This window comes from Geopsychrobacter electrodiphilus DSM 16401 (genome assembly GCF_000384395.1).
Taxonomy (GTDB): Bacteria; Desulfobacterota; Desulfuromonadia; order Desulfuromonadales; family Geopsychrobacteraceae; genus Geopsychrobacter; species Geopsychrobacter electrodiphilus.
The window spans coordinates 2,512,494-2,536,231 of the sequence record NZ_ARWE01000001.1; the positions used below are offsets into that span (position 1 = coordinate 2,512,494).

Sequence of the window (23,738 nt, forward strand, 5' to 3'; positions counted from 1 at the left end):
CGATCGGAAAACTAAGCTTATACAAGGTAAAAAACGCTAAGGGGGACAACTAAGGCTTGTTAAATGAAAACCGATATACAGCAGAGCGCGCGGAATTATACCAGAAGCGGGAAGTCTGAAAGATCTAGGCTCGGGAAAACCATCTGTCGCCGGTTTAAACCAGAGCAGTCGATTCTTCGGTCTGAACCGGACGACACTCTGGACGTCCTCGCTGTCTACCGGACTCCAAAAAAGACCTACGCCGGCTTCACCCTCATAGAGCTGCTGATCACCATGGCAATTATGGCGATCCTGGCCGCCATCGCCATCCCGGCTTACCGGAACTACATGCAGGGGTCAAAAAATAACGTAGCTATTTCCGATATCAAAACAATTTCAACTTCTCTTGTTATCTACCAGTTCGAGAACAGGCGGTTCCCCTCCTCCCTCACTGAATTGGAGGGTGTCAATTTGATCGACCCCTGGGGGCACTCCTACCAGTATCTGAATATTGACGATGACCACCCGAGCAAAGGCAAGATGCGCAAAGATCGGTTTCTGGTCCCGATCAATTCGGACTATGACCTCTACAGTATGGGGGCCGACGGCAAGAGTGTTTCACCACTCACCTCAAAGCTGAGTCAGGATGATATCGTCAGGGCGAATAATGGCGGGTACCTGGGCCTGGGCAGTAATTATTGAATCTGGCTAGATGATGACCAAAGAAATCGCCATCTCTGTCTTTACCAGCCCCCTCACACGCCGTATTTTTCTGCTATTTGTCATCTGCGCTCTGGTGCCGGTGCTCAGCCTTTCGCTAGTCTCCTACTGGCAGGTCAAACAACAGATGACCCGGCAGCTTGAGCAAAACCTCAAGCGTGCCAGCAAAAATACCGGTATGTCGATCTTCGATTCCCTCACCTCGCTGGAATCGGAGTTGCTCGACCTCGACAGGTTCTTGTCGCACTCCTCAACTATTTCTCCGCGACAGAACCAGAATCTGATCGATGCCCGCGGAGTCAAAAAACTCCGTGCCCTGGGATTGTTCAAACAGAACCATCTGTTCCTGCCGCTGTTCGGGTCCTTCCCCCCCCTGGCCCTGCCCGACGATCTCCCCAAAGAGACAAGTCTCATCTTTATTCCCCAGCAGGGGCAAACGACTCGCCTGATGATGGTCATTGCACGCGACCAGAGACGCTTTGCCGATGAGTATCTGGTCGCCGAACTGAACCCGGAGATGCTCTGGGAACAGGCCTTAAGGGCAGCTCCTCCAGAGGCTCTCGTCAGTGTTCTGGCGCCAGACGGCTCGCCGATCTTTACCTCGGAACCCCTTTCTTCCAAAATTTTCACAAAAACCTTAACCAAAGCCAAACAGATCTCCAGCGGCCAGTTTTCCTGGGAAGAAGCGCAGAAAAATTATCTTTCCAGTTACTGGACCGTCTTTCTCCAGGGGACCTTCGACACCGACAACCTGGTGGTCCTGGTCAATGCGGAGAAACAACAATCACTATTAGCCCTCAATCGGTTTTCCCGCTCTTTCCTTCTGATATACATTCTGGCTCTCCTGCTCGTCATGCTCCTCAGCAGCATCTTCGTCCGTCGCACCCTCTACCCGCTGGCCGCCCTGCAACGCGGAACACGCCTCATCGGCGCGGGAGATTTCACCCAAGAAGTCAAGGTACACAGCAAAGATGAATTCAGCGAACTGGCCGACTCGTTCAATGTCATGACCAGACGGATTGACGGCCATTTTCGCGGGCTCAACCAGACCAGTCAGACCGTGCGTCTGATCCTTTCGGCCCTCGACCGGCAAAAACTGATCAAAATCCTGCTGGAGAATATCGATAAAACCATCCCCTGCACATTGGCGGCAGTCTCACTGTTTCTGCCGGATTGCACCGATACCATCCAGACCACCTGCTTCCCCCCCGGCGCATCTCAGAAGCCCTTTAGCGAATCGGTAACTATTCTCAGCAGCCAGGAGCTGCAAACCCTTGCCGGAATCACCAACTATCTGCTTCTGGACAGACCTGACTGCTTGGCCAACCTGCTTGAGCCGCTGGGTTCAACCTCCCCCGGCTCCTTTTTATGCTTACCACTTATCCATAAGGATAAGATCAACGGGTGCATCAGCCTGCGATTCACAGACGGTGCTTCCCTGCCGTCTGAGTCCCTTCTGAGGGTGCGACAAATCGCGGATCAGGTGGCCATTGCCCTGGCCAACACGCGTCTGGTGGAAGAACTGGATCAGCTGAACTGGGGGACACTCCAGGCCCTGGCGCGCACCGTCGACGCCAACTCCCCCTGGACCGCCGGTCACTCTGAGCGGGTCGCCGTCCTGGCCCTGAAACTGGGCCGGCAGATGGGTCTGTCCGTGCCGGAACTCGACAACCTGCACCGCGGCGCCCTGCTTCACGATATCGGCAAAATCGGCTGCCCCACCGCCATTTTGGACAAGCCGGGCGCTTTGACGCCGGAAGAAGTCGAGATTCTCAAACAACACCCCGCGCAAGGGGCGAAAATCCTCGAACCGATCGCCAAGTTTCAAGCCATCATCCCCATGATCAGGCAGCATCATGAACGCTTCGATGGTTCGGGCTACCCAGATGGTCTGCAGGGAAAAGCGATCTGCCGTGAGGCCAGAACCCTGATCGTCGCCGACGTGTTTGACGCCCTGATCTCCCACCGCCCCTACCGGCCCGGCTGGGAGATCGACCGGGTCAAGGAATATCTCGCACAGAACAGCGGCAGCCTGTTTGACCCCGAAATCCTGCAGCTGTTCCTTGACAAGGTTATCCCCAGCCTCAGCCCCTATGACTATGCACCGCCTATCGAGTTCCCCCTGCTCGAAGCGACGACTCTGGCGACCAGTACCACCATGGACAAGATCGACGTCTGACTCCGTCGGACTTTAAACATTTCCGTGCTCAAGCCACGGTGCTCCGATCACAACTTCCTGTTTTGCCAACTGCACCCGTTCTGACCGTCCTCGTAGTTAAATAACCTGCGCTGAAACCTGCGGACAGATCGCAGAGCGCGCCAGAAATTACCCGACACGTATTGTTGATTTCAGATCTCATGATACCCTTCCAGGTAAGGCAACAGGCTAATTCATAGGCTTATTTTGCTGTTTGCCGCACGCTGAGATTCGCGGGTAACCTGCCGATAAAGCCGGCAAAAGGAAGGGGTTATGCTCAGTCGATGGATTCCCTGGAACTACCTGATTAAAGCGGCGGCCCGCCGCTATGGCCTGATCGACCCGCTGACGCTCCTGGCCCGGTTGCGGCACTTCGCACAGCCGAGTGAGGTCCTGGAACCGATTGAACTGCTACGGGCGGGGATCGTGTTCCATGCTCGGGGGCTGATCAATACCCGGGCGATTCAGCACAATCTCGATTGGGTCTGGCCCTACTGGGTCGTGAAACAATTTGATCCCAGAGACCCCTCCTTTATCCCCCGGGCCTTTTCCTTCACCCATATCAACCTGACCCAGCGTAACTGGACGACGGTCGGTTGCCCCGACTTGCCGATTTACCCGATTGTCGATCCGCGCGGTCTGCTCACCCCGCTGCATGATGGCTGGTCACTGGACGCCTGGCTGATAACCACCGATGGACGCCGGCTGTTCCCCTCCCAACTACCGCAGGTCGACCAGGAATGGCGGTTTAAGCCGGACTTGGCGGTGGTAACCACCTGTCGGCTTGAGGATCTCGGCTTGAGAGGTCGGATCTGGCTTGAGTGCTGGGATACCAGTCCGCAGCTGCGTTGGCAACTGCAGGGATCAGGACCGCCAGGGTCAGCCCTGGTCATCAGCCTGCGGCCCTACAACCCCGAAGGGATCGAGTTTGTCGAAACCCTCCGTTTCGACCCGAAGGAAAACTGTCTGCTGGTCAATGATAAAACCGGCGTGCGCTTTTCACATGCGCCAGCGCGTCTGCTCTTCGCCAATTATGCCCAGGGTGACGTCAGTCGGCGGCTGGATGACGCAGGGGGAGAAACCGGGACCAACTGCAAGGTCGGCATGGCGACAGCGGCGGTGATTTTCCCACTTGATGAGCAACCAACCGAACCTCTCGAAGTGTTTGTCGACCTGCGCGCTGGGCTCGATAAAACCGGGCGCACCGCCGTACAACGATCGCACTCGTGCAACAGCTGGCCGGAAGCCCTGGCTGGCTCTGCCCAGCTGAATATTCCGCATGAGCGCTTCAGCTTTTTGTATACGGCGGCGGTCCGTACCCTGACCCTGCTCTCCGCCGGTGAGGTCGTGCCCGGTCCCTACACCTACAACCGCTTCTGGTTCCGCGATGCCTGCCTGATGCTCAACGCCATGCTCTGTCTCGGCCTGGAAGAACGCGCGCGCCGCTGCCTGGACAGCTTTCCAGTGCGGCAGAAGCTCACCGGCTATTTTTGCAGCCAGGAGGGAGAATGGGACTCCAATGGCCAGGTCCTGTGGATTATTAAACGCTATCTGCAATTGAGCGGCAGACCGTTCCCTGCAGCCTGGCAGAAGGTCCTCTGGAAAGGCGCCGAATGGATTCTGCGCAAGCGGCTGGCCGCAGAGCCCGCTACCCCGCATGCCGGTCTGTTACCACCTGGCTTCAGCGCCGAACATTTCGGGCCCAACGATTATTATTATTGGGATGATTTCTGGGGTGTCGCCGGACTGCAGGCCGCCGCCAAACTGGCAGACCGCGTCGGTGAAACTGACCGCGCCGCCAAATATGCCACGGCCGCAGCCGAATTCAGCGCCGCGGTCTGGCGCAGCATCGCCCAGATTCCCGAACAGCGCAGCCGGGGCGCGATCCCTGCTTCGCCCTACCGACGCCTGGATTCCGGCGCCATCGGCTGTCTGGCGGCAGACTATCCACTGCAGCTGGTTGCGCCCGGGGACTCCCGAGTGGCTCGGACCGCCACATTTTTACAGGAGAACTGTTTTGTCGACGGGGCTTTTTTCCAGGACATGATTCATTCCGGGATCAATCCTTACCTGACCCTGAGCGTCGCTCAGACCTTACTCCGTAACGGCGACCTACAGTACCGCAAGCTGGTCGAACGAGTGGCGACGCTGGCGACGCCCACCGGGCATTGGCCGGAGGCGATCCACCCCTTCAGCGGCGGCGGCTGCATGGGGGACGGCCAACACGGTTGGGCCGCGGCCGAATGGGTGATGATACTGCGAAACATGTTTCTTCGCGAAGAAGCCGGAGGCCTCATCCTGCTCTCGGGAATTTTCCCGGAATGGCTGCAGTCATCCGAAACGCTCAGCTTCGGGCCGACCCCGACTCCCTGGGGCGCGATCAGCCTGAGGCTGTTCAAAAAGGCGGGTGAACATTTTCTCGAACTCAACGCAGTTTGGCGCGGCCTGCCCCCTCCCCTCGAAGCGCGGCTGCCGGGCTATCGTTCGCAGGTCCTCGAAGCACATCGCAAACCTCAGCGCATGATTTTGGTGAGCGCATGAACATCTGCATGTTTACCAATACCTTCCTGCCGCACGTCGGCGGGGTGGCCCGCTCGGTGGCGACCTTTGCCGAGGATCTGCGCCAACGCGGGCACCAGGTGCTGGTGGTCGCCCCGAATTTCCCCGGTCAGGATCCGACCATCGACTCTCGAAATCAGGTGGTGCGTGTCCCGGCTATTCAAAATTTCAATGGCAGTGATTTTTCCGTGCGCGTTCTGCTGCCGGGACAGTTCAAGAGTCAGCTTGACCGGTTCGCGCCGGACATCATTCACAGCCACCACCCCTTTCTGCTCGGCGATGCCGCGATCCGTACGGCTCGGATCCGCCATCTTCCGGTGGTCTTCACCCATCATACCCTGCACGAGCGCTACACCCATTACGTCCCCTTTGATTCGCCACTCATGCAGCGCTTTGTCATCGACCTGGCGACCCGCTTCGCCAATCTTTGCCAACTGGTCATCGCGCCTAGCGAGAGCATCGCCGCGCTCCTGAAAACACGTGGGGTCAGTACGCCCTGCCGGGTTATTCCAACCGGGGTCGATACAGATTATTTCTCTCGGGGCGATGGTCAACGCTTCAGGCATAAACAGAACATCGCCGCAGACGCCTTCGTCCTCGGTCACCTTGGACGACTGGCCCCGGAAAAAAACCTGAACTATCTGACGGCAGCCGCCATCAAGGCTTGTCGCAGCGTAAATAACCGGGTTTTTCTGATCGCCGGCAACGGTCCATCAAAGAAGCAGATCTGCCATGATTTTGCGGTCGCAGGGCTGGCCGAACGTCTGGTCATGGCAGGAGACTTACAGGGGACCGATCTTCCCGACTGCTATGCCGCCATGGACCTGTTCCTGTTCGCGTCAACTTCGGAGACCCAGGGCATGGTCCTGACCGAAGCGATGGCCGCCGGGCGGCCGGTCATCGCACTTGATGCGCCCGGCGTTCGTGACGTCGTTAGCGACCGGATCAACGGCCGGCTGTTACCACAGAGCGCGACGGTTTCCGACTTTGTCAGCGCCATCAGCACCGCGGCCGCCACAGCGCAGGGGTTAAGCGCTTGGCAAAAACAGGCCTTGCGAACTGCGGTCAAATTTTCCCGGCAGTCCAGCACCGAACGCCTTGAAGCGGTTTATCGGGAAGCCCTTGAGCTGAAGCGCAACCATCATGCGAAGACCCTCGCCGGCTGGGATACGCTGCGAGAATCTTTGCATGCCGAATGGAATCTGATCAGTTCAAAATGCGGCGCGGCATTTGACGCGGTCAGGGACCGGCCCGATCATGAAGAACAGACTTGAACCGCACCTCCGGACACAAGGACGATCCGCGCGGACCGGAGATCTAGATGCATAAAGCCTCTCTGCAACGTTGGCTGTGGCTGGCGCTGGCGATCCTGGCGGGCTTGTGGATCCTGGTGCCTCTGTTTTCCGAAGCGTCCTGGGATTGGCTGGGTTTTCTGCACAATCCTGACACTCACCCCGGGATATTTATTCTTATGATGATTCTGCTGCCGATCCTCGGCTTCCCCATCATTCCGTTTCTGTTGCTGGCCGGAATCAAGTTCGGTCCCTGTTTGGCTGTTGGAATAAGCGTCCTGATAATCAGTTTTCACCTGGTCGTATCCTATCTGCTCACTCATTCCTTTTTCCACCAGCAGATCAGTCGGCTGCTGGCCCGCATGAACTACCAAATCCCGGAGGTTAGCGTCCGTCGGCAATTGCTGTTTTCGATCATCTTCATGGCCCTGCCCGGACTCCCCTATACCGTCAAGAACTTTACTCTGGCGATTCTTAATATTCCATTCCTGATTTTCTTCCCGGTCGGTCTGCTCTGCAATGTTACCCTGGCCCTGCCTTTTATATTTTTCGGGCCGTCACTGTTCGACGATCCTAAGCTCAGCCTTCTGCTTTTGGCAGTTATCGCTGGAGGCTACGCACTCAGCCTCCGGCTAAAACGTAAATTTAACGAAAAAGACTGAGCGTGCGAGACTATTTCTGGAAATTTTGGCCAGCTTAAGGCAGTCAAAGGCTACCAACACCTCCGAGCCGAACCCCGCCGCCCGTCATATATGGCATTTATGTCATCAGTGACGATTTCTGATGACGGGTTTTTCTTAGCTATCGGCGATGCTCTCTTTATTATCCTGTATTATCAGTACGTTACGCCCTATTTATCTTTTTTTATCCCCCGGCACGCTATTTGTAATTATCCAGGCAGAGGGACAGCGTTGTCATCTTCCGCTTAATCAATGGGCCATGATCCCAGGGCGAAAAGAGAACAATGACAATTTTCAAAATATCAAAACCAGGTGCAACTATCCTGTAACAATCAGAGAGGATTACAGATGAAAAGATTTAATTTGTTTAAGTTGTTCGTTTTGCTCCTGACAATCGCGACGCTGTCAGGCTGTATGGTGAGGCCGATAGGATTTGGACATTATCATGGTGGGGGGCATGACAATGGTCATCATAGAGGTCATCACGACCATGACGATCATGATCGTGATTAAGCACATAGCGTTTGCGCGAAGAGTGTCGTAAGTAATGAGATAAAAGTGCAATTTGCTGCCATTTAACTGAAGGAAACTAAGGCCCGCTTTCTTAAGTTTCCCCGAAAGTGAAAAGTCCGCATTCGACGAATAAAGCGGACCATCCTGATTTAGGATAGACGCGAGTGACCAGGGCTTGATGCCTGAATTAAGATCGGTACGATTTTGAAATAAATTTACGTCTTGCCGTTCTTCGAGGCAGACTATTTACGGGGAAAAAGGAAAGATCATGAAATCGTTCATTTCGCTGGTAATCGTTGTCCTTGCGGTCAGTGTGACTTTGACGATCAGCGCCTGCGAGAAAAAAGGCACCGCACAGAAGGCAGGAGAAAAGATCGATCAAGCCGTCGCGAAAACAGCGGAAACGCTGAAAGATACGACTAAAAAAGTCGAAGACGGCCTGAAACAGTAACCTCTAAAGGAGTCCTCATCATGTATGTGCAACTGCAACCTGTCTTATCAATTTTGGCCGGAATCTTGATCTTGGCGATCCCCAAGGCGCTGAATTATATCGTCGCCGGCTACCTTATTTTGATTGGCGTCTACGGCTTTATCCACTAAAACCCATCTCTCTGCCCAGCCAGAAGATCGGCTGGGCAATCAGGGGATGCCCGGATTCCGGATCCGACAACCCTGGGGCTGCAAGCCCAGGACCAGTTGACGGGCCCCCTGAGATTCACTTCCCTTTCTTGCCCTTATGCTTGCCCTTTCCCTTGGATTTGCCTTTGTCATCATACAGATCATTACCGCGCTTCAAGGCATGAAACTCATTTGAGCCAGGCTTGATCCCCAGGCTTTTTGCCAAAACGCCCCAGCCGCGGTTTTTTTCGCTACGATATTTATCAATGACAATGTTCAATGGCTGACGCGACATTTCCCCCAACCGCAAGACCATATAGGCGTCCCCGGGCCGGTCAACCTGTCTCAGCACGGCATCGATCTGCACATCACCGATTTTAAATCGTGTCGCCAGGCTGGCCCTGAACCCTGAAGAATCCGCTGCTGCGCGGATATTTAAATTATTAATCCAATCAAAATCTGCAGCCTTGACCATTGTTACTGAAGAAATCAGCAAAAGGACGACCAGGGGGATGAACAGCATCTTTCCAAACGTCATAGGATTCTCCTGACTGATGTTTCCTGCCTCTAACACGAACGAACAAAGGAATTTGATAACCGCAAACCTCGCCTTACCTGAGGTCCTGATATCTGGGAGTCAGAATAGAGGATATTGTAACTTTTCAATACCCCATTGCTCCTGAACACCCGCCGGAGCGGTCAGCCTCTTGCGCTAAGGCTCCGGTTCTGCAACGGTCGTCAGAGGAACGGATGTCTTCCGCCCGAGAAAATTCTGGATCAAGACCGCCACTTCTTTTGGTTTTTGAAGTTCGAGATCGTGAACCCCGTCAGGAAAAGAGACCACCTCGACGTTGGGCAGATAATGTTTAAAGAAGGCGATGTTCATATCGGTCATCGCGCGAAACTCGGAGTGATCTCCGGAGAGGTAAAGGACCGGTGCTGTGATCGATTTTGCTTCCTCGGAGAAATCTTCGGCATCGTTCAAAGCCCGCGCCAGGCTGAGCCAGGTGCGGCGCGAGGCGACAGCGGCATTTTTAGCGATGATGCCGGTGATTTCCTGCTGCTCTTCGCTTGTTAAATCAGCCCAGGAGGGCCCCATGATATCCTTGGCCATGGTTTCGTCAAAGAGCCCCGAGCGGACAAAACCGATAATTATATCGCCGAATATCGGGTATTTGAGCCCCTGAATCAATCTGTGATACGGGGTATTTTTCGGCATGATGACGGCCCCCTCGATGCTGACGATAGAGATCACCCGCCCTGGGTAGCGGGCGGCAATATTGAGGGCGATCATCCCGCCGTAAGAGACGCCGACAATGTCGCATCTGGTGATTCCGAGATCGTCCATCAAGGCGACAACCTTCTCCGCCTGTTCAGCCACCGAATAGTCAAAATCGCTCTCTGGCCGACCCGATTGGCCCGTGCCGAAATTATCAATGGCAATCAGGCGATTATGGTCCTTGAGTAAAGGGATCACACGGTTAAAGCCGCTGTGAATACCAAACAGTCCGGGAATCAAAATGACCGGCGGACCCTGACCGACCTCGACGTAATGAATCTGACTCTTCGTGACATGGGGGAAGCTGTGCGTGCCGGCTTTGACTTGTGTTTCTGGCTTGTGAGCGCAGGAGACACCGAGAAGAACGATGCAGGACAATAGCAAGAAACGGGCGATTCGTTTAATCATTACAGTTGTATTTCCCAAGGGGGCTAAGGCGTTTTAGTTAACTATCTACAAAACTTCAGATGCCCGGCTCTCCGTGCCATGAAGGCCCGTTATTATTTTTTTGATATCTTGTTGATCAGCACCGCCAGCAGAACCACCAGCAGGACGCTGATCACCGACCAGAGAAACATTCCACCACCCATCCATCCGTGATTCATCCAACCACCGTTATGGTTCATCATGTCCGAAGAATTCATGCCCTGCTCCTTGACGAAAGAATCCGCTCAGCTTGTGAAATTTACGTGTTTTTTATCGCAGCGCTCAAGAGATTACCCATCTCGCTCCGGATTCGTTCCGTCCCGGATTTGAATTCTTCCCATTCATGATCGCTGGCCAACGAGATCCCCTGGAGCTTTTTCGCTGCTTCGTCCCGCTTGAATTGCAAGGCCGAAATAGTTTTATAGTGTTCGAATTTCTTCTCAGGCGAAGCCGTTTCTGCTTTCTCCTTGAGCCGCTCGATATGAACCTCCCATGCGACCATCTCGGCCGAAAGCTTTTCCACGTACGTAGTTTTCTGGTTCATGACTGCAGCTCCTTTTAGTCTTAGATGTTTGCTCATGCCCCCTGTTCCGGTCTCCTGGCTTTAGCTTCGGGGGAAAAGCGTCTTGCCCTCACGGCCGGATCCTGACGGTAGTAGGCGCCAAGAACCTGGTAAAGGTCAGGTGCGTGTTCTATGAGAGCCAGAGGGCGGTCGAAGAACTCCTCGGTTGCCACGGCAAAGAACTCGGCTTCGTTGCTGGCGCCATAGGCGTCGAGAAAGGATCTTTGGCCTTTTTCTGTCAGTATCTTCAGCCGCTGAAATTCCCTGGAGCAGACGGCTACCCACTCGTCGAGCTGCTTGCGGTCAGCAAGAGGCGGGGTGCCATCGGCGGCGCCGTCGAGCATGTCGAGCTTGTGGGCAAATTCATGATAGACGACATTGTGACCCTGCTCGGGATGGCGGGCGCCTCGTTTGACGGCGTCCCAGACAAGGATCACCGCGCCTCCGGCGATGGCCTGGCCGAGGATCGGGACAGCTGTCGCCACCGGAGCGCTGACCCGTTCGAAAACGCCGGGTGTGTGTTCGGGGATAACAACGGTGGAGGGGTAGACAAGAATCGACTCCACATTGCGGTAGTAATCGTGAGGGAGGCCCAGAAGGAGGAGGCAGGCCTGGGCGGCGATGGTAATGCGGATCTCGTCAGTCAGGTCGAGGCCACCGCACCCCTCCCAGTTCTTCTCCTCTAATAGGACCAGGATCAAGGCGCGCAACTCGGCACGCCCGGCATCATCAAGCATGCCATAATGGACCACGTTCTTGCGCAGGATGGACTCCCAATTCGAGGGGAAAGCGCGCATGCGCACTTCTTCGCGGTGATGGTCTCGAAGCCAGTGGAGCATATTTTAAAACCTCCTTCGAGGAACTTGGTTTGATTGACTTTCCAGTCGGAGCGCCGCAGGCACCCCTACAACAGGGGCACTCGCTCCCTTCAGAAAGCAAGAGCCTGAACATAAAGATTTAAGACGGATCTCCTGGCAAGGTTCCCTGACAACCGCCAACGGGTGGCGCAGATTCGTTGCCAGGGTCTGGGCAAACCGCCTGCAGTTCAGCGTTGGCGACGGCCAGTACAAAATGCTGCTTTTCAATTTGTTCTTTCATCAGCAGACGCTGGGAAATATCAAAGAGTGCGACCCGGCAATAAAGCCCTGAGGCAGAGGGCAAGGCCTCGACTTGCACAAAGATCGATTGTGCAGAACAGATCAGCAGCGCCACCTCACAGATTTGCTTGCTTTGACCGGAAAAAACAGTCGAGAGAAAAGTGGAAAATTCTGCACGGGACCCTGGGGCAACGATCGACTCAAAACGCTGGCCAAGCAATCGTGCGCGTCCGACTCCAAACTGTGAGGCGGCGGTGAAGTTCGCGTCACCAATGATCCCATCCTGGTCAAGGGTCAGATAACCGACCGGTGCGAAATCGTAGAGGTCGGTGTATTTGTCCAAAGCGATTTCCAGCTCGTCTCGCGTCTGCTGAAGCACGGCGTTCTGCGTCACCAACTCGATCTGGTGAACTTCTAGCTCATGGACGTGCTGTTGCGTCTCATTACCGTTACCAAAAATCCGGGACACGACCGTCCTTGCCTGTAATTGATCTTCGGCGCTGCGGGACGCGGGGGTCTTCACTTGACAACCAGGTTGTTTTTCACTCCGACAACCCCCTGGACGCCACGTGCAATCTCTCCGGCCTTCTCAACGCTCATCGCCGAATCGACAAACCCACTCAGTTGAACCTCACCTTTGAAGGATTCCACCTCGATCTGCAGGCTTTTCAAGGTCGGTTCGTTAAAAATCGCGGTTTTGACCTTGGAGGTGATGACGGAATTGTCAATGTACTGACCGGTGCTTTCATGCGTAGAGGTTGCAGCACATCCCATGAATGAAGCAACCAGGGCGAAACCGGCCAGAAACAGAATAATACGTTTGGTTTTGAACATGGTAGTCTCCTTTTGGTCTGTGACCAATGTTGTGTTCTCTTGGTTATTGAGCAGTAAAACGAGTCCGGTTTTCTTTTTTGCCCCACCCCTCTTTGACAAGGAGGAAACACCACGAAACCAACATACCCAGGGTGAGGTGGGGAAAATGCAAAATCTTAAAAAAATCACGGTGGCCCCTGCCACCTAAATCCTGCCGACCAGCATCAAGACAAGTAAAATCACCAGGATTAAGCCGAGCCCGCTGCTGGGATAATAACCCCACTGGCGGCTGTGGGGCCAAGCAGGCAGAGCGCCCAGCAGCATCAAGATGAGGATGACGACCAAAATTGTTCCAAGCATGATTTTTCTCCTTGATTGAATTTCTCTACGATTCTATTTAGCAACCAGCGTGCCAGCACAACCAGATCGACATTATTTCTATAACCACCTGGAATCATAGGTTAAAAAATAGATAACTTGATTTATGGGCGAGAAAACCAGACCAATCTATCCACCATATTTAGCAGAAACTTCACATTTGACAGACTGGTGGAGGGAGGGCAGGTCATGTTTTTCAACCATTCTTCGCCAAGGAGAATGCCCTTCTGCCTGGTCATGACATGAAGAGAACAAAAAAAGCCCCTGTTTGACACAGGGGCCTCTCATTTTTTTATGATATGACGAAGGTTAAATGGTGAGATCCTCTACCGTCGCACCGGGTCCATTCTGTTTAACCGATGCAATCCCCGCCTCCATAGCCGCTGTGGATGAGTACATCTGGCTCTGCCCGATGATCTGTTTATTCAGTGCCTTCAGCACAAAATACGGTTTGTTGTTCTTGGATTCTTTTCGCTCATAGTTGTCATCAGCGGCCGAATTGTTCTGGATCGACTCGATACCGTTTTGGGCGCTCGCCTTGGCCTTGTACATTTCACTGGTCAAGATCACCTGCCCGTTGACTGCTTTGAGGTTAAAGTAAAATTGCTCGTCCTTGGCTCTTTCAATAACAAATTTTCCAATCATATTTCCTCCTGCCCATAGGTTGAGTCTTTCCAAGTGCCGCGTGGCAATATCCATGCTTTAAGGATGTGATTTTCGCCAGCGGTCGTCGATTTACAGACTTGGGTAAGCGCAATGACCGTGCCAGAGAAAGGTCCATACAAAAGTCAGGAGTGCAACACACTGATTAGACAGGGTAAAATTAGATGACAGCGGGTAAACAGGTCTTGAGGCGGAGCCCGCATATAGCCGTTATATTTGACAGAACCGCGCTATGGTGAGGCAAATGGGGTTTCCACATCATCAAGCAGGTTTGTTGATTTTTGATTTTATTTTCAAGACGGCGCTGTCGATATTATAAGTATCGACCCACCTTTTAGAGGATTTATTGCGCCGTTAAATGCTGCGACAGACGCCCAAAACCTTTGGCCATAAAACTGTCGTCTCCGAGCATTCGCTAATCTGCCCCCCCCCCCACTGTGAAACTCGATCAGAGGTTCTTCCCCCATGCCATCAAGCACGAATACCAAATATTCGGCTCGTGCCTTGGATGAAACATACTCATTGCGTACGGATACTTATTAAATATTAAAATCCCCTGGATCTTGCGCACCAGGATGCGCAAATTCTGCATCCGCCGGCTAAACAGATTCCCTGCTCGGCCATTCAAAACAGCCACCATCGTCCCGGCATATTTGACAGTAATGCTATATGAGATGGATGGCACTGACGGCTTTTCTTACCCTCTCGCCCGTTATCTTTCCGTTTTAACCTGTATAATCAGCCACTTGCGCACACATAATGTCAAGAATTTCCTCCGGCATGTTTATTGCGGGACACCCTTATTAATCTCAGGGTATCGAAAGCTAGGTGGGTACCTATGTGACGCCTTCTTCATTAACTGTCCAGAAACGCCTTTCGCGAGAGAGATTGGTCTCAAGAATATCCGGCCTGGGATTGTGTTGAAAAGTGGCAAGCTGAAATTCGTGATCGCTGAGGGTCGTCGCCGGGAATTTAAATTCCGGCAATCACTCTCATAACGGGGTGGTGGGAGTTGCGGGAAAGCCTTTTGCGCCACCTCAACTGCGATGACACAGAGGCCAGGCAGAATTATACCGCCATCGGTCTGCGCCGCATATTGCTGACTGCCAGGCTGAGTAAAATCCGGGAATAAATCAGATCATCTTATTGGCTATCGAGGATATACCACCAGGCATAAACAGCTGGAAGCTCTGCCGCCCAGGTCCGAGGAGCACTCCAAGTTACCGAAAAGGAATCACGATGGCCCCAATGCAGGTTAAACTCATGAGTCTCCGGACTTTTATTAACGCTCTTCTGGTCCTGGCCCTGCTGATTCCGGCCTCTGCTTTTGCCGAGGATCCGAAGCTTGACACCAAGTCGCAGAAGGTCGCTCCAACGGCATTTGCCGATGAAAAACCCAGGCCGGTATTACATTGGGGTGAAGGAGACGGCAAGAGCTACTTTGTCCCGGCCCTGGACATTTCCGGCTTCTTATTAATTCTGAATCAATACGATCGGCATTTTATTGATGACGACGTCTACCATTCAGATTTTTCTTCCTTCAAAAAGAACCTGACCGGGGCATGGGTCTCTGACAGTGACCCGTTTGCCATTAACCAGTTCATGCATCCCTATGCGGGCTCCATGTATTACGGATTTGCACGTTCCGCAGGCCTCGACTACTGGAGCTCGCTCGGCTATACCGCCAGCGGAAGTCTGCTCTGGGAACTGGCGGGCGAGACCAGTCCCCCCTCGATAAACGATGAATTCACCACCGGTTTCGGCGGAACCATCCTGGGCGAGCCGTTGTATCGAATGGCGAGCCTTTTGCTTGAAAGCGGCAATGGTAAGCCTGGATTCTGGCGCGAACTCGGTGCGGCCGCACTCTCGCCACCGACCGGCTTTAACCGTCTCGCCTACGGTCAACGTTTCAAAGGCGTCTTCCGCAGTCACAACCCGGCCGTCTTCACGCGCTTGCAGCTCGGCGTGAATTTGAACGCTTCGGTAACCTCGAATGTCATCCGCAATCCCAACTCGGGAGCAGCACCGATCCCACAGAGCTACCAGGTCGGGGAACCAATCGCGGATTTTACCATCGGCTACGGCCTTCCGGGCAAGCCCGGTTACACCTACACCCGCCCTTTCGACTATTTTGACTTTCAGTTCACCGCCGCCGGCAGCAACGTATTTGAGAATATCATCAGTCGCGGCCTGCTCTACGGGACAGCCTATTCCGCCGGCGACAACTATCGCGGAGTCTGGGGCCTTTATGGCATGTACGATTACATCGCGCCGCAGATTTTTCGCGTCTCCACCACGGCAGTAGGCCTCGGTAGCACGGCGCAATGGTGGCTCTCAAAAAGAATTGCACTGCAGGGTACGGCTCTCGCCGGAGTCGGCTATGGCTCGGCCGGCACAATTCACGGCGCCGGCGAACGAGACTATCACAGTGGCGTCAGCCCGCAGGGTTTGCTGGCATCGCGTCTCATCTTCGGTGATCGTGCTGCGTTAGACCTGGAACTGCGCGATTACTACGTCAGCAGTTTGGCAGCCTCAGAAAACAACGGGTCGGAGAATATTATCCGCGGGGTCGCGACGCTCACCGTGCGCGTGTACAACCTCCACGGCATAACCCTCAGATACACTGTTTCGCAACGGGATGCGCACTATAGCACCCTGAATGACTCCCACCAGACCGTGGGGGCTGTAAGTATTGGCTACACCTACCTTGGGCAGACCCGCTTCGGTGCGGTCGACTGGCGGTCCAAAAGCGCCGGGGGCCCTTAACCTTGAAGAGGAGCTTACATATGAGGATTTTTATCAACAGATATCTGGTTGTGTGCCTGATGCTCGCGGCGCTCGGGTTGAACGCCACCACTGCAATCGCCGGAGGCGATTACCCGACCGACGAATTAGTGTCCGACGTCCTCACCGGCGTTGTTCCCCTCACCGGCCTGGCTGTTGCCCTGTTCACGGGCGATACCGAGGGCCAGAAGGAGTGGCTGCGCAACACCGGGGTGAATCAGGTCCTCACCTCTGCCCTGCGGCTAGGATTCAACGAGACCTACCTGGGTAAACGTCCAAACGGCAATAGATATGGGTTCCCTTCCGGTCACGAGGCTTTCGTGATGTCCGGTGCAACGTTCCTGGGCCAACGCTACGGCTGGAAGTGGGGCGTCCCCGCTTATCTGGCAGCCGCTTACGTCGCTCGCGTTCGAGTGGTCAACAACCATCATCACGTGCGCGATGTCGTTGCCAGCGCTGCACTGGCCTATAGCGTCGCCTTGCTCACAGTCACGTCAGAAAAGGCGTCCTATCTGGCGCCGGTGATCGGACCCGATTTCCTGGGGCTCCGTTGGCAGCGCTCTTTTTGATGCCTCCACTCTTCCATGTTGCGGGCCCATTCAACGCAGCAGGCAGGGCATAAAACTGGTTCAAAAAGTCTGAAAATATTGCTTTCTTAACAAATCAACCAGGTCCCTTATGGAGCCTTATTTTTTTTTCAGTGCAGTACCCCGTCGGGTGCTGTCGCGCGTAAACAGCGAGCTGTTTTTGCACCTGTATGTTTTCCAGGTCCGAAAGCGGCTGATAGCCGCGGCCATAGGGCCAGCCGTAGCCCCACCGATACCAGGTGGGAAAGTCCGGAAGCCCGCCCAACCGGGCACCAAGATACATGGTTTCTGCCAGGTGTGGATCATTAGTCCGCGTCAGCACGCAGTCGCGCAGGGTCACATCAGCCCGGTCGCGGGCCTCCGCGCTCCCACCCTGCCAATAGGCGAGATCATGATTCAGGCAACAGTCACACCACTTGTCCCGGTCTCTGAAAGTTCCATCAGGAAAGAGGCTGCAGCCGTCACTGGTAAAGGGGACAAGTTCCGCGGTATCAGGACGGGTACCGAGACACGACGACAAGGACAGAGCTGTCAGCAGTGCAATTAATGCCAGGGAAAGAGACCGGCAAGCACGAGGTGAAAACATGGCATGTTCCTTCCGCAGGGACGACCCTATCTCCCCCCTCTTTTCGTCAGGGGAGTCCTAAAGACTTTCCCCCGGATTCCGAGAGATACCAATCGTACATTTTCTATCCTTGCAGGTAATTTGTACGGGGTCTTCCAGTCGGGAAATCATTTCACTGATTTTTCGGAGGATATCACTTCGCCGCAGTGCTAAAGCCCTCAGGTACTTAGCGTCGACGTCAGACCAGAACCCCTGATAGGTCATCATTTCCTCAATCACCGCGTCAATATCCGGATTGCCTTCAATAATTATTTGATACGCCGCAACCATGACGCCCGTCCGGTTTTGGCCGGAACGGCAATGGACATAAACGGGCTGGTACGCCTTCTGACTCGCAATTGCGAGAAAATGGACAACGTGTTCATCTTCAACTGAAGAGGCCAAAACCGGGAGAAGTTCCCAGTCTTTAACGCGGAAGTAGTCAATATTAAAGATCTTTTGAGTTGTAAGCTCGACCTGCTCAACCCGGGAAAGATCATCATGCATCAACTCAAGATTGACGATTGTTCTGACCCCATGTTCGATGAGCCAGATGACCCCTTCTGTATCAGGTTTAGCCCCGCGCCACAGAACATTCTGCTTCACCTGGCAGAATCTTGAAATTGGAGAGTTGAGATTGCTCCTGCATGAGTCGGGCGCTTTTACAAAGGTGGTACTGCAACCGGTCAAGAGAAGTGAAGCTGCTATTAAGCAAAGCAGACGGCCTCTGCATAGACAAACACTCAAATCCATACCTCTCACGATGGTGAAGGGGAAGCCGTTCTTGTATCCGACGGATTCATCCAGAAAATGTCACGGGTGAATTGTCTAGAGAGTACCTCGTTCGGGGTTCGATAACCAAGGATCTTTCCAGGTCGGTTGTCCAGCCCCGCCAGGGTTGCTGATCTGACCTCCAAAATGAAGCGTTACTGTTAAATATGGCGGGCCGCGTTGGCGGCATATATTTCGTCAAGCTTAACCTTCCAAGTTTTACCTTGTATTCCCGGTGACTTGCAGATTTACAGACTACATTTCATTTCCGGCACGTTCGTTGCGATTAAGGACATTTAAGTCATCTGGACAGAAAAAGATGACCGGTGAAGATTCTTCGCAATCCAGGCAAAATTCGAAAATGGAGGAGACATGAAAAACAGTCGTAAAGATCAGGCCAAGGGTCTGTTTCACCAGACGAAGGGTTCGGCCGAGGAGATTGCCGGGAAAATAAGCGACAATCCACAACTGGAAGCTGAAGGCGCAGGAGAAAAGGTCGCTGGAAAAATTATGGAAAAGATCGGTCAGGTCGAAAAGGTTTTGGATTCTTAAGCTGAAGAGGATCCTGTGCCGTCGACGAATACAGCCACGCTTCTGCAGGGCATGAGGCCTATGTGGAAAAGCGTGGATACTGAGTTACTAAAAGGAATTGAAGTTATGAAAGCAAAAGGAAAACTGGCAAAGAAAGTTATCTATGCCCTACCCGTCGTTATGGCGGCGCTGATGCTGCTCACCTTCAGCCTGCCCGTGCAGGCGGCGAGCACCGACACCAACATCGAATCAGCGGCCAGGAATTCCCATGTGTTCACCAGCTACCTCAAGGACGATGATATCAAGGTCCAGTCCAAGGACGGCGCTGTCACCCTGACGGGGAGCGTCGCCACGAAACTGCATAAGTCCATGGCCGGAGAGACCGTTGCGAATCTGCCAGAGGTCAAAAGTGTCGACAACCAACTGGACGTCGAGGGGGAAGTTCCGGCTGAATTGTCCGACGCCTGGTTGCTGACCAAGGTGAAAACTGCCTTATTATTTCACCGCAGCGTGAGTGCCGTCACCGAGGTCGATGTTAAGGACGGTATCGTGACTCTGAGCGGTGTTGCCGACAACCAGGCCCAAAAAGAATTGACCACGGAATACGCCAAGGATATTGACGGCGTCAAAGACGTCAAGAATGAAATGACTGTGGCAAAATCCTCGCAAGAAAAGCAATCGCTCGGCGACAAGATCGGCGAAAAGATCGATGACGCTTCTATCACCACCATGGTCAAAATGACATTGCTCAGCCATCGCTCAACCAGTGCCTTCAAAACTTCGGTCACAACCAAGGATGGTGTGGTCACCTTATCTGGCAAGGCTGGCAACCAGGCCGAAATAGATTTGACCGAAAAACTGTCCAACGATGTCGATGGCGTGCAGTCGGTGCAGAACAACATGACGGTGAAGTAGGTAAAGCGTTAACCAGGAACCTCAGCAAGTCCATCGATTAGGAGGGTCTGCTGAGGTTCCAGCGCAGCCGACAAGGCTGGGGCTCCAAAGCTCATGAGGAGGCGCAAAATGAAACCATACACGATAACAGGCATCATTCTTATTGTGGTCGCCGTCGCGGCTTTTGCCTATCAGGGCATCAGCTTTACGACCAGGGAAAAGGTTGTCGATCTCGGTCCATTGCACATGACCGCTGAGAAAACCAGAACCCTGCCCCTTTCGCCACTCGTCGGCGGGATCGCGCTCGTCGGCGGGATTGCACTGCTGGTTATGGGAAAGAAAAAGAGCTGAACTAAATCGACGCTCAAAGAAGGAAATATGCCATGGGCAATTGCTATCAGCCTTATTGTTCTTTGGCTGCTGGAGTTGGGGAGTAGTCCCACTCTGGGGAGGGGGCTGCTGTCTGGTTGGCTGAAGTTTGATGAAAATACGGCATAAGTAAAGAGAGGTCGGAATTGAAGAACAAATCTCCGTTCGAGGGACAAGGCAACGAGCAGGAATCTTCGGAATCGGTTCCTGCTACTCTGCACCTGCCGGTTGATGTGCGGAATTTCTCCCTCGCGCTGCTCACGCTGCTCGCGGTGATCTTCGTGCTGAACTGGGCCAAGGCAATTTTTATTCCGCTGATGCTGGGATTGATGATCAGCTATGCGCTCGCTCCGTTTGTCACCTGGATGCATAAATGCCGAATTCCTCGGGCCATCGGTGCCGCGGTCCTGCTCCTTGGCCTTTTAGGCGGAACAGGCTCGCTGGTCTATTCACTCAGAGACGATGCCTGCAAGCTGATCGAAACCCTCCCCGACGCCGCACATAAGCTTTATCTGTCCCGACTCAAGGATCGGGGAACCTCCGTCGGTACCATGGAGAATATGCAAAAAACTGCCACCCAACTCGAACAGGTAGCAAACGTCGCAGGCGCTCCGGCACCCGATACCCCGCGAGGGGTGACGCGGGTGCAGATTGAAAGACCTCAACTGAATATTAAAGATTATCTGTGGATGGGGACCAAGGGAGCTGTCGCCTTTGCCGGCCAGCTCATAATGGTCTTTTTCCTGGCGTATTTTCTGCTGGCTTCCGGCGATACCTTCCGACGCAAACTGGTCAAGATCGCCGGCCCCACCCTCAGCAGGAAAAAAATCACCCTGCGGGTGCTGGATAATATCGCCGAGCAGATTCAACGCTATCTGCTGGTACAGATCTTCACCAGCATCATGGTGGCTGTTGCGACCTGGCTCGCGTTTCTCTGGCTCGGTCTGGAACATGCGGCCGTCTGGGGGATTATCGCCGGGGTCCTCAAAATCATGCCGTATCTCGGCCCCCTCGTCGTTTGCGCCGGCACCGCCCTCATCGCGTTTCTCCAGTTCGGAACCGTCGACATGGTGCTGCTGGTTTCCGGCACCTCGCTGATCATTACCAGTCTCGAAGGGTACCTGATAACCCCCTGGCTGACCGGCCGTGCAAGTCGGATGAGCCCGGTCGTGGTGTTCGTCAGCGTGCTGTTCTGGGGCTGGTTGTGGGGGGTATGGGGTTTATTGCTGGGCGTGCTCATCATGATGATCATCAAGGCGGTCTGCGATCATGTAGAAGATTTGAAGCCCATCGGCGAACTTCTCGGTGATTAACACAGCGCTAATCGGCGCGGATGAGACCATCACTGGGGTCAGAAAAACATCCGGCACTCGGTTTTCTTTAAAAAGAACATAATAAAGTTCACCAGAAAGTTGGATGCCTGGTGTTCGCGCCAGATGCGGAACATACTGTTTGGAAAAGCAAACTTGTCAACCTGGACCCCGTAACCTGACCCGTGGCTCAACCCGCAAAAACGAAGAAATGAACAGGAGGAATGAATGAAGACAACTATGACAAGAGTTGACAGCGTACTGATTTGTCCCGTTTGTTCTCAACAGCACCAGGCCGTTCCTTTCGCATCGTCCACCACCGTAAGTTGTGCCCGATGCGGGTCGGTCATCATTCGCGGCGGATCAAAAAGTGTCAGTCAAACCCTGGCGTTCTCCATTGCGGCCCTGATTCTTTATATCCCGGCCAACATTTATCCAATCCTGTCCATGGAAAAGCTTGGTGTCTATTCTGAAAATACCATCTGGCAAGGGGTAAGGGAGTTATTTCACCATGGCTATTGGGGAATTTCAGTTCTGGTGTTTTTGGCCAGCATATTCATTCCCTTACTGAAAGTTCTGGTTATGATTTACCTCTCCCTGGCGCGACACCACGGCGGCAGGCAAAAGCTAAAGCTGGGTCTTTTCAGGTTGGTGGAGCGCATCGGTCCCTGGTCAATGCTCGACGTTTTTCTGGTAGCGATCCTTGTGTCTCTGGTTAAACTGGGCGATTTGGCAACCGTCCATCCTGAATCAGGATTGACTGCTTTTGCCGCTGTGGTGGTTTTAACTCTGTTTGCCTCGGCGAGTTTTGAGGTTTCCGTGCTCTGGGAAAAGGAGGATGAAATATGAGTGAAGAGAATCAGAAGAACAAAGAGACCATCGCAACGGCAACGACTCAATCACCAGTGAAGGGACCGGACAAAACACAAGGGCAACCCTTGCCGAAGCCGAAGCTGGGCAAAAAGCCCAGCCTGATATTAGCCTGGCTGGTGCCACTGCTTGCCATCGGCCTGACAGGGTTTTTCGTCTATCACAGCCTGCCCGAGAAAGGTCTGGATATACGTATTCTGGCAAAAAATGGTGCTGCCATCGATCCTCAACGTACCTTGCTTAAATATCGCGGCGTGCGGGTCGGCATCGTCAGCCAGGTGGGCCTGAATGACAGCGCTGAACAGGTCGTGATTGAGGCTACGCTGGACAATGATTACCGCGACTTTGCTAAAGAAAAATCTCAGTTCTGGGTCGTTCGTCCCGAGATTTCCTTAGCCGGGGTTCAAGGTCTGGATACCATCGTTTCGGGCCCCTATATCAACCTGCGGCCCGGAAACGGAAAACAGAAATTAGAATTTGAAGCGCTCTCTTCGCCAGCTGTATCCGATAATTTAGGTGAAGGGTTGCGGCTGCAGATTAAATCTCCGCGCTTGGGGGCGATGAAGATCGGCACCCAAATAATGTATCGCGAGGTGACCATTGGCGAGGTTTATAATTTTAAGCTTTCGGAAACCGCGCAGTTTGTGCGTCTTCTGGTTTTCATCGAGGAGCCATACAAAAATCTGATTCGGAAAAACAGCGTTTTCTGGAATGCCGGCGGATTTGACCTGAATGTTTCACTGTTCGGAGCGAAGATCACCACCGAATCTATCAAAGGTATTTTAACCGGAGGAATTGGGGTCGCAACACCAGAAGATCCCGCGGAAGTCGTCCAAGATGGTGCAGTGTTCGAGCTCCGTGAAAAGCAGCAAGGGGAATGGTTGGAATGGGCGCCCAGTATTGATGTTATGGGAGGCAAAAACGAAGGCCGCAGTCACGAGGCACCGAAAAAGAAGAAAACGCTGGAGGAACATAAGGGAGCGTTTTTTTCAAATCCACATGCCTAGGAGAAGGCCAATCGGGGTCGGGCCTCAACAACCGGCAGGACAAATATACTGCACCTACTGGTCAGTGGCGGGATCCACTACGGTCAGGGCGCCTTCCCTGCTACACAGCCCTCGCCTTCCTTCAGCGCCCACGCCTCTCCGAACATCGCATCAGTTGAAACAGTAGTTTTCGATATTTCAATTTAGCCCCATTACCGCGCCAGAACGACGAATATACAGCAGGTCCAGCCCTTGA

At 53.6% G+C, this 23,738-nt stretch carries 26 protein-coding genes; 15 read left to right on the forward strand and 11 right to left on the reverse strand.

Annotated elements, in window-relative coordinates; genetic code table 11:
- The first annotated feature begins 63 nt into the window (after window positions 1-63).
- The 7 genes from D888_RS24775 to D888_RS23680 all read left to right on the forward strand — a co-directional run bounded on the left by D888_RS24775 (window position 64) and on the right by D888_RS23680 (window position 8,540).
- Window positions 64-681: a prepilin-type N-terminal cleavage/methylation domain-containing protein gene (locus D888_RS24775; RefSeq protein ID WP_020676790.1), complete on the forward strand. Its 618-nt coding sequence runs from the start codon at window positions 64-66 to the stop codon at window positions 679-681.
- Between the two features lie 10 nt (window positions 682-691).
- Window positions 692-2,878, forward strand: a complete 2,187-nt coding sequence (locus D888_RS0111935) for an HD domain-containing phosphohydrolase (RefSeq protein ID WP_020676791.1) — start codon at window positions 692-694, stop codon at window positions 2,876-2,878.
- Window positions 2,879-3,169: 291 nt separating this feature from the next.
- A complete protein-coding gene (locus D888_RS0111940; protein WP_020676792.1) occupies window positions 3,170-5,437 on the forward strand; it encodes a hypothetical protein in 2,268 nt (755 codons plus the stop codon).
- Window positions 5,434-6,729, forward strand: coding sequence for a glycosyltransferase (locus D888_RS0111945; RefSeq protein ID WP_020676793.1), 1,296 nt, complete (start codon window positions 5,434-5,436; stop codon window positions 6,727-6,729). Before D888_RS0111940 ends, D888_RS0111945 begins: the two co-directional genes overlap by 4 nt.
- Before the next feature lie 47 nt (window positions 6,730-6,776).
- Window positions 6,777-7,409 carry a TVP38/TMEM64 family protein gene (locus D888_RS0111950; RefSeq protein ID WP_020676794.1) on the forward strand — a complete coding sequence of 211 codons (633 nt, stop codon included), beginning with the start codon at window positions 6,777-6,779 and terminating at the stop codon, window positions 7,407-7,409.
- 799 nt (window positions 7,410-8,208) lie between these two features.
- Window positions 8,209-8,391, forward strand: a complete 183-nt coding sequence (locus tag D888_RS0111960) for a hypothetical protein (RefSeq protein ID WP_020676796.1) — start codon at window positions 8,209-8,211, stop codon at window positions 8,389-8,391.
- A 20-nt stretch (window positions 8,392-8,411) separates the two neighbouring features.
- The gene (locus tag D888_RS23680) at window positions 8,412-8,540 is read left to right on the forward strand and encodes a DUF3096 domain-containing protein (protein WP_020676797.1); all 129 of its coding nucleotides are present in this window, start codon (window positions 8,412-8,414) and stop codon (window positions 8,538-8,540) included.
- A 115-nt stretch (window positions 8,541-8,655) separates the two neighbouring features.
- Here D888_RS23680 and D888_RS0111970 read toward each other — a convergent pair whose 3' ends face one another.
- From D888_RS0111970 to D888_RS0112015, 9 genes are all read right to left on the reverse strand, one after another.
- Window positions 8,656-9,096, reverse strand: a complete 441-nt coding sequence (locus tag D888_RS0111970) for a hypothetical protein (RefSeq protein WP_020676798.1) — start codon at window positions 9,094-9,096, stop codon at window positions 8,656-8,658.
- 174 nt (window positions 9,097-9,270) lie between these two features.
- Window positions 9,271-10,245 (reverse strand): alpha/beta fold hydrolase, encoded by a 975-nt coding sequence (locus D888_RS23175; RefSeq protein WP_020676799.1) that lies wholly within the window; start codon window positions 10,243-10,245, stop codon window positions 9,271-9,273.
- 92 nt (window positions 10,246-10,337) lie between these two features.
- Window positions 10,338-10,481: a hypothetical protein gene (locus tag D888_RS24025; protein WP_020676800.1), complete on the reverse strand. Its 144-nt coding sequence runs from the start codon at window positions 10,479-10,481 to the stop codon at window positions 10,338-10,340.
- A gap of 41 nt (window positions 10,482-10,522) precedes the next feature.
- Window positions 10,523-10,807 (reverse strand): sll1863 family stress response protein, encoded by a 285-nt coding sequence (locus D888_RS0111985; protein WP_020676801.1) that lies wholly within the window; start codon window positions 10,805-10,807, stop codon window positions 10,523-10,525.
- Between the two features lie 32 nt (window positions 10,808-10,839).
- Window positions 10,840-11,664: a M90 family metallopeptidase gene (locus tag D888_RS0111990; protein ID WP_020676802.1), complete on the reverse strand. Its 825-nt coding sequence runs from the start codon at window positions 11,662-11,664 to the stop codon at window positions 10,840-10,842.
- 118 nt (window positions 11,665-11,782) lie between these two features.
- Entirely contained in the window at window positions 11,783-12,445 is a 663-nt protein-coding gene (locus D888_RS21530) for a PAS domain-containing protein (RefSeq protein WP_020676803.1), read from the reverse strand.
- Window positions 12,442-12,756 carry a BON domain-containing protein gene (locus D888_RS0112000; protein WP_020676804.1) on the reverse strand — a complete coding sequence of 105 codons (315 nt, stop codon included), beginning with the start codon at window positions 12,754-12,756 and terminating at the stop codon, window positions 12,442-12,444. The genes D888_RS21530 and D888_RS0112000 overlap by 4 nt, the downstream gene beginning before the upstream one ends.
- Window positions 12,757-12,939: 183 nt before the next feature.
- Window positions 12,940-13,095: a DUF3309 family protein gene (locus D888_RS23685; RefSeq protein WP_020676805.1), complete on the reverse strand. Its 156-nt coding sequence runs from the start codon at window positions 13,093-13,095 to the stop codon at window positions 12,940-12,942.
- A gap of 327 nt (window positions 13,096-13,422) precedes the next feature.
- Window positions 13,423-13,758, reverse strand: coding sequence for a YegP family protein (locus D888_RS0112015; protein WP_020676806.1), 336 nt, complete (start codon window positions 13,756-13,758; stop codon window positions 13,423-13,425).
- A gap of 1,281 nt (window positions 13,759-15,039) precedes the next feature.
- Here D888_RS0112015 and D888_RS0112020 point away from each other — a divergent pair.
- Window positions 15,040-16,542: a DUF3943 domain-containing protein gene (locus tag D888_RS0112020; RefSeq protein WP_169513284.1), complete on the forward strand. Its 1,503-nt coding sequence runs from the start codon at window positions 15,040-15,042 to the stop codon at window positions 16,540-16,542.
- 20 nt (window positions 16,543-16,562) lie between these two features.
- Entirely contained in the window at window positions 16,563-17,129 is a 567-nt protein-coding gene (locus tag D888_RS0112025; RefSeq protein WP_020676808.1) for a phosphatase PAP2 family protein, read from the forward strand.
- Window positions 17,130-17,223: 94 nt separating this feature from the next.
- Here D888_RS0112025 and D888_RS0112030 read toward each other — a convergent pair whose 3' ends face one another.
- Window positions 17,224-17,733: a hypothetical protein gene (locus D888_RS0112030; RefSeq protein ID WP_020676809.1), complete on the reverse strand. Its 510-nt coding sequence runs from the start codon at window positions 17,731-17,733 to the stop codon at window positions 17,224-17,226.
- A 57-nt stretch (window positions 17,734-17,790) separates the two neighbouring features.
- Window positions 17,791-18,504 carry a fused DSP-PTPase phosphatase/NAD kinase-like protein gene (locus D888_RS23180; protein ID WP_083928848.1) on the reverse strand — a complete coding sequence of 238 codons (714 nt, stop codon included), beginning with the start codon at window positions 18,502-18,504 and terminating at the stop codon, window positions 17,791-17,793.
- Between the two features lie 390 nt (window positions 18,505-18,894).
- Between D888_RS23180 and D888_RS0112040 the strand changes: the two genes are divergently transcribed.
- The 6 genes from D888_RS0112040 to D888_RS0112070 all read left to right on the forward strand — a co-directional run bounded on the left by D888_RS0112040 (window position 18,895) and on the right by D888_RS0112070 (window position 23,503).
- A complete protein-coding gene (locus D888_RS0112040) occupies window positions 18,895-19,074 on the forward strand; it encodes a CsbD family protein (RefSeq protein ID WP_020676811.1) in 180 nt (59 codons plus the stop codon).
- Window positions 19,075-19,179: 105 nt separating this feature from the next.
- Window positions 19,180-19,968, forward strand: coding sequence for a BON domain-containing protein (locus D888_RS0112045; RefSeq protein WP_020676812.1), 789 nt, complete (start codon window positions 19,180-19,182; stop codon window positions 19,966-19,968).
- A 108-nt stretch (window positions 19,969-20,076) separates the two neighbouring features.
- On the forward strand, window positions 20,077-20,298 hold the full coding sequence (locus D888_RS0112050) for a hypothetical protein (protein ID WP_020676813.1): 222 nt from the start codon (window positions 20,077-20,079) through the stop codon (window positions 20,296-20,298).
- 164 nt (window positions 20,299-20,462) lie between these two features.
- Window positions 20,463-21,629 carry an AI-2E family transporter gene (locus tag D888_RS0112060; RefSeq protein ID WP_020676815.1) on the forward strand — a complete coding sequence of 389 codons (1,167 nt, stop codon included), beginning with the start codon at window positions 20,463-20,465 and terminating at the stop codon, window positions 21,627-21,629.
- A 225-nt stretch (window positions 21,630-21,854) separates the two neighbouring features.
- Window positions 21,855-22,475 (forward strand): paraquat-inducible protein A, encoded by a 621-nt coding sequence (locus D888_RS0112065; RefSeq protein WP_020676816.1) that lies wholly within the window; start codon window positions 21,855-21,857, stop codon window positions 22,473-22,475.
- Window positions 22,472-23,503, forward strand: a complete 1,032-nt coding sequence (locus D888_RS0112070; protein ID WP_020676817.1) for an MlaD family protein — start codon at window positions 22,472-22,474, stop codon at window positions 23,501-23,503. The genes D888_RS0112065 and D888_RS0112070 overlap by 4 nt, the downstream gene beginning before the upstream one ends.
- Window positions 23,504-23,738: the final 235 nt, after the last annotated feature.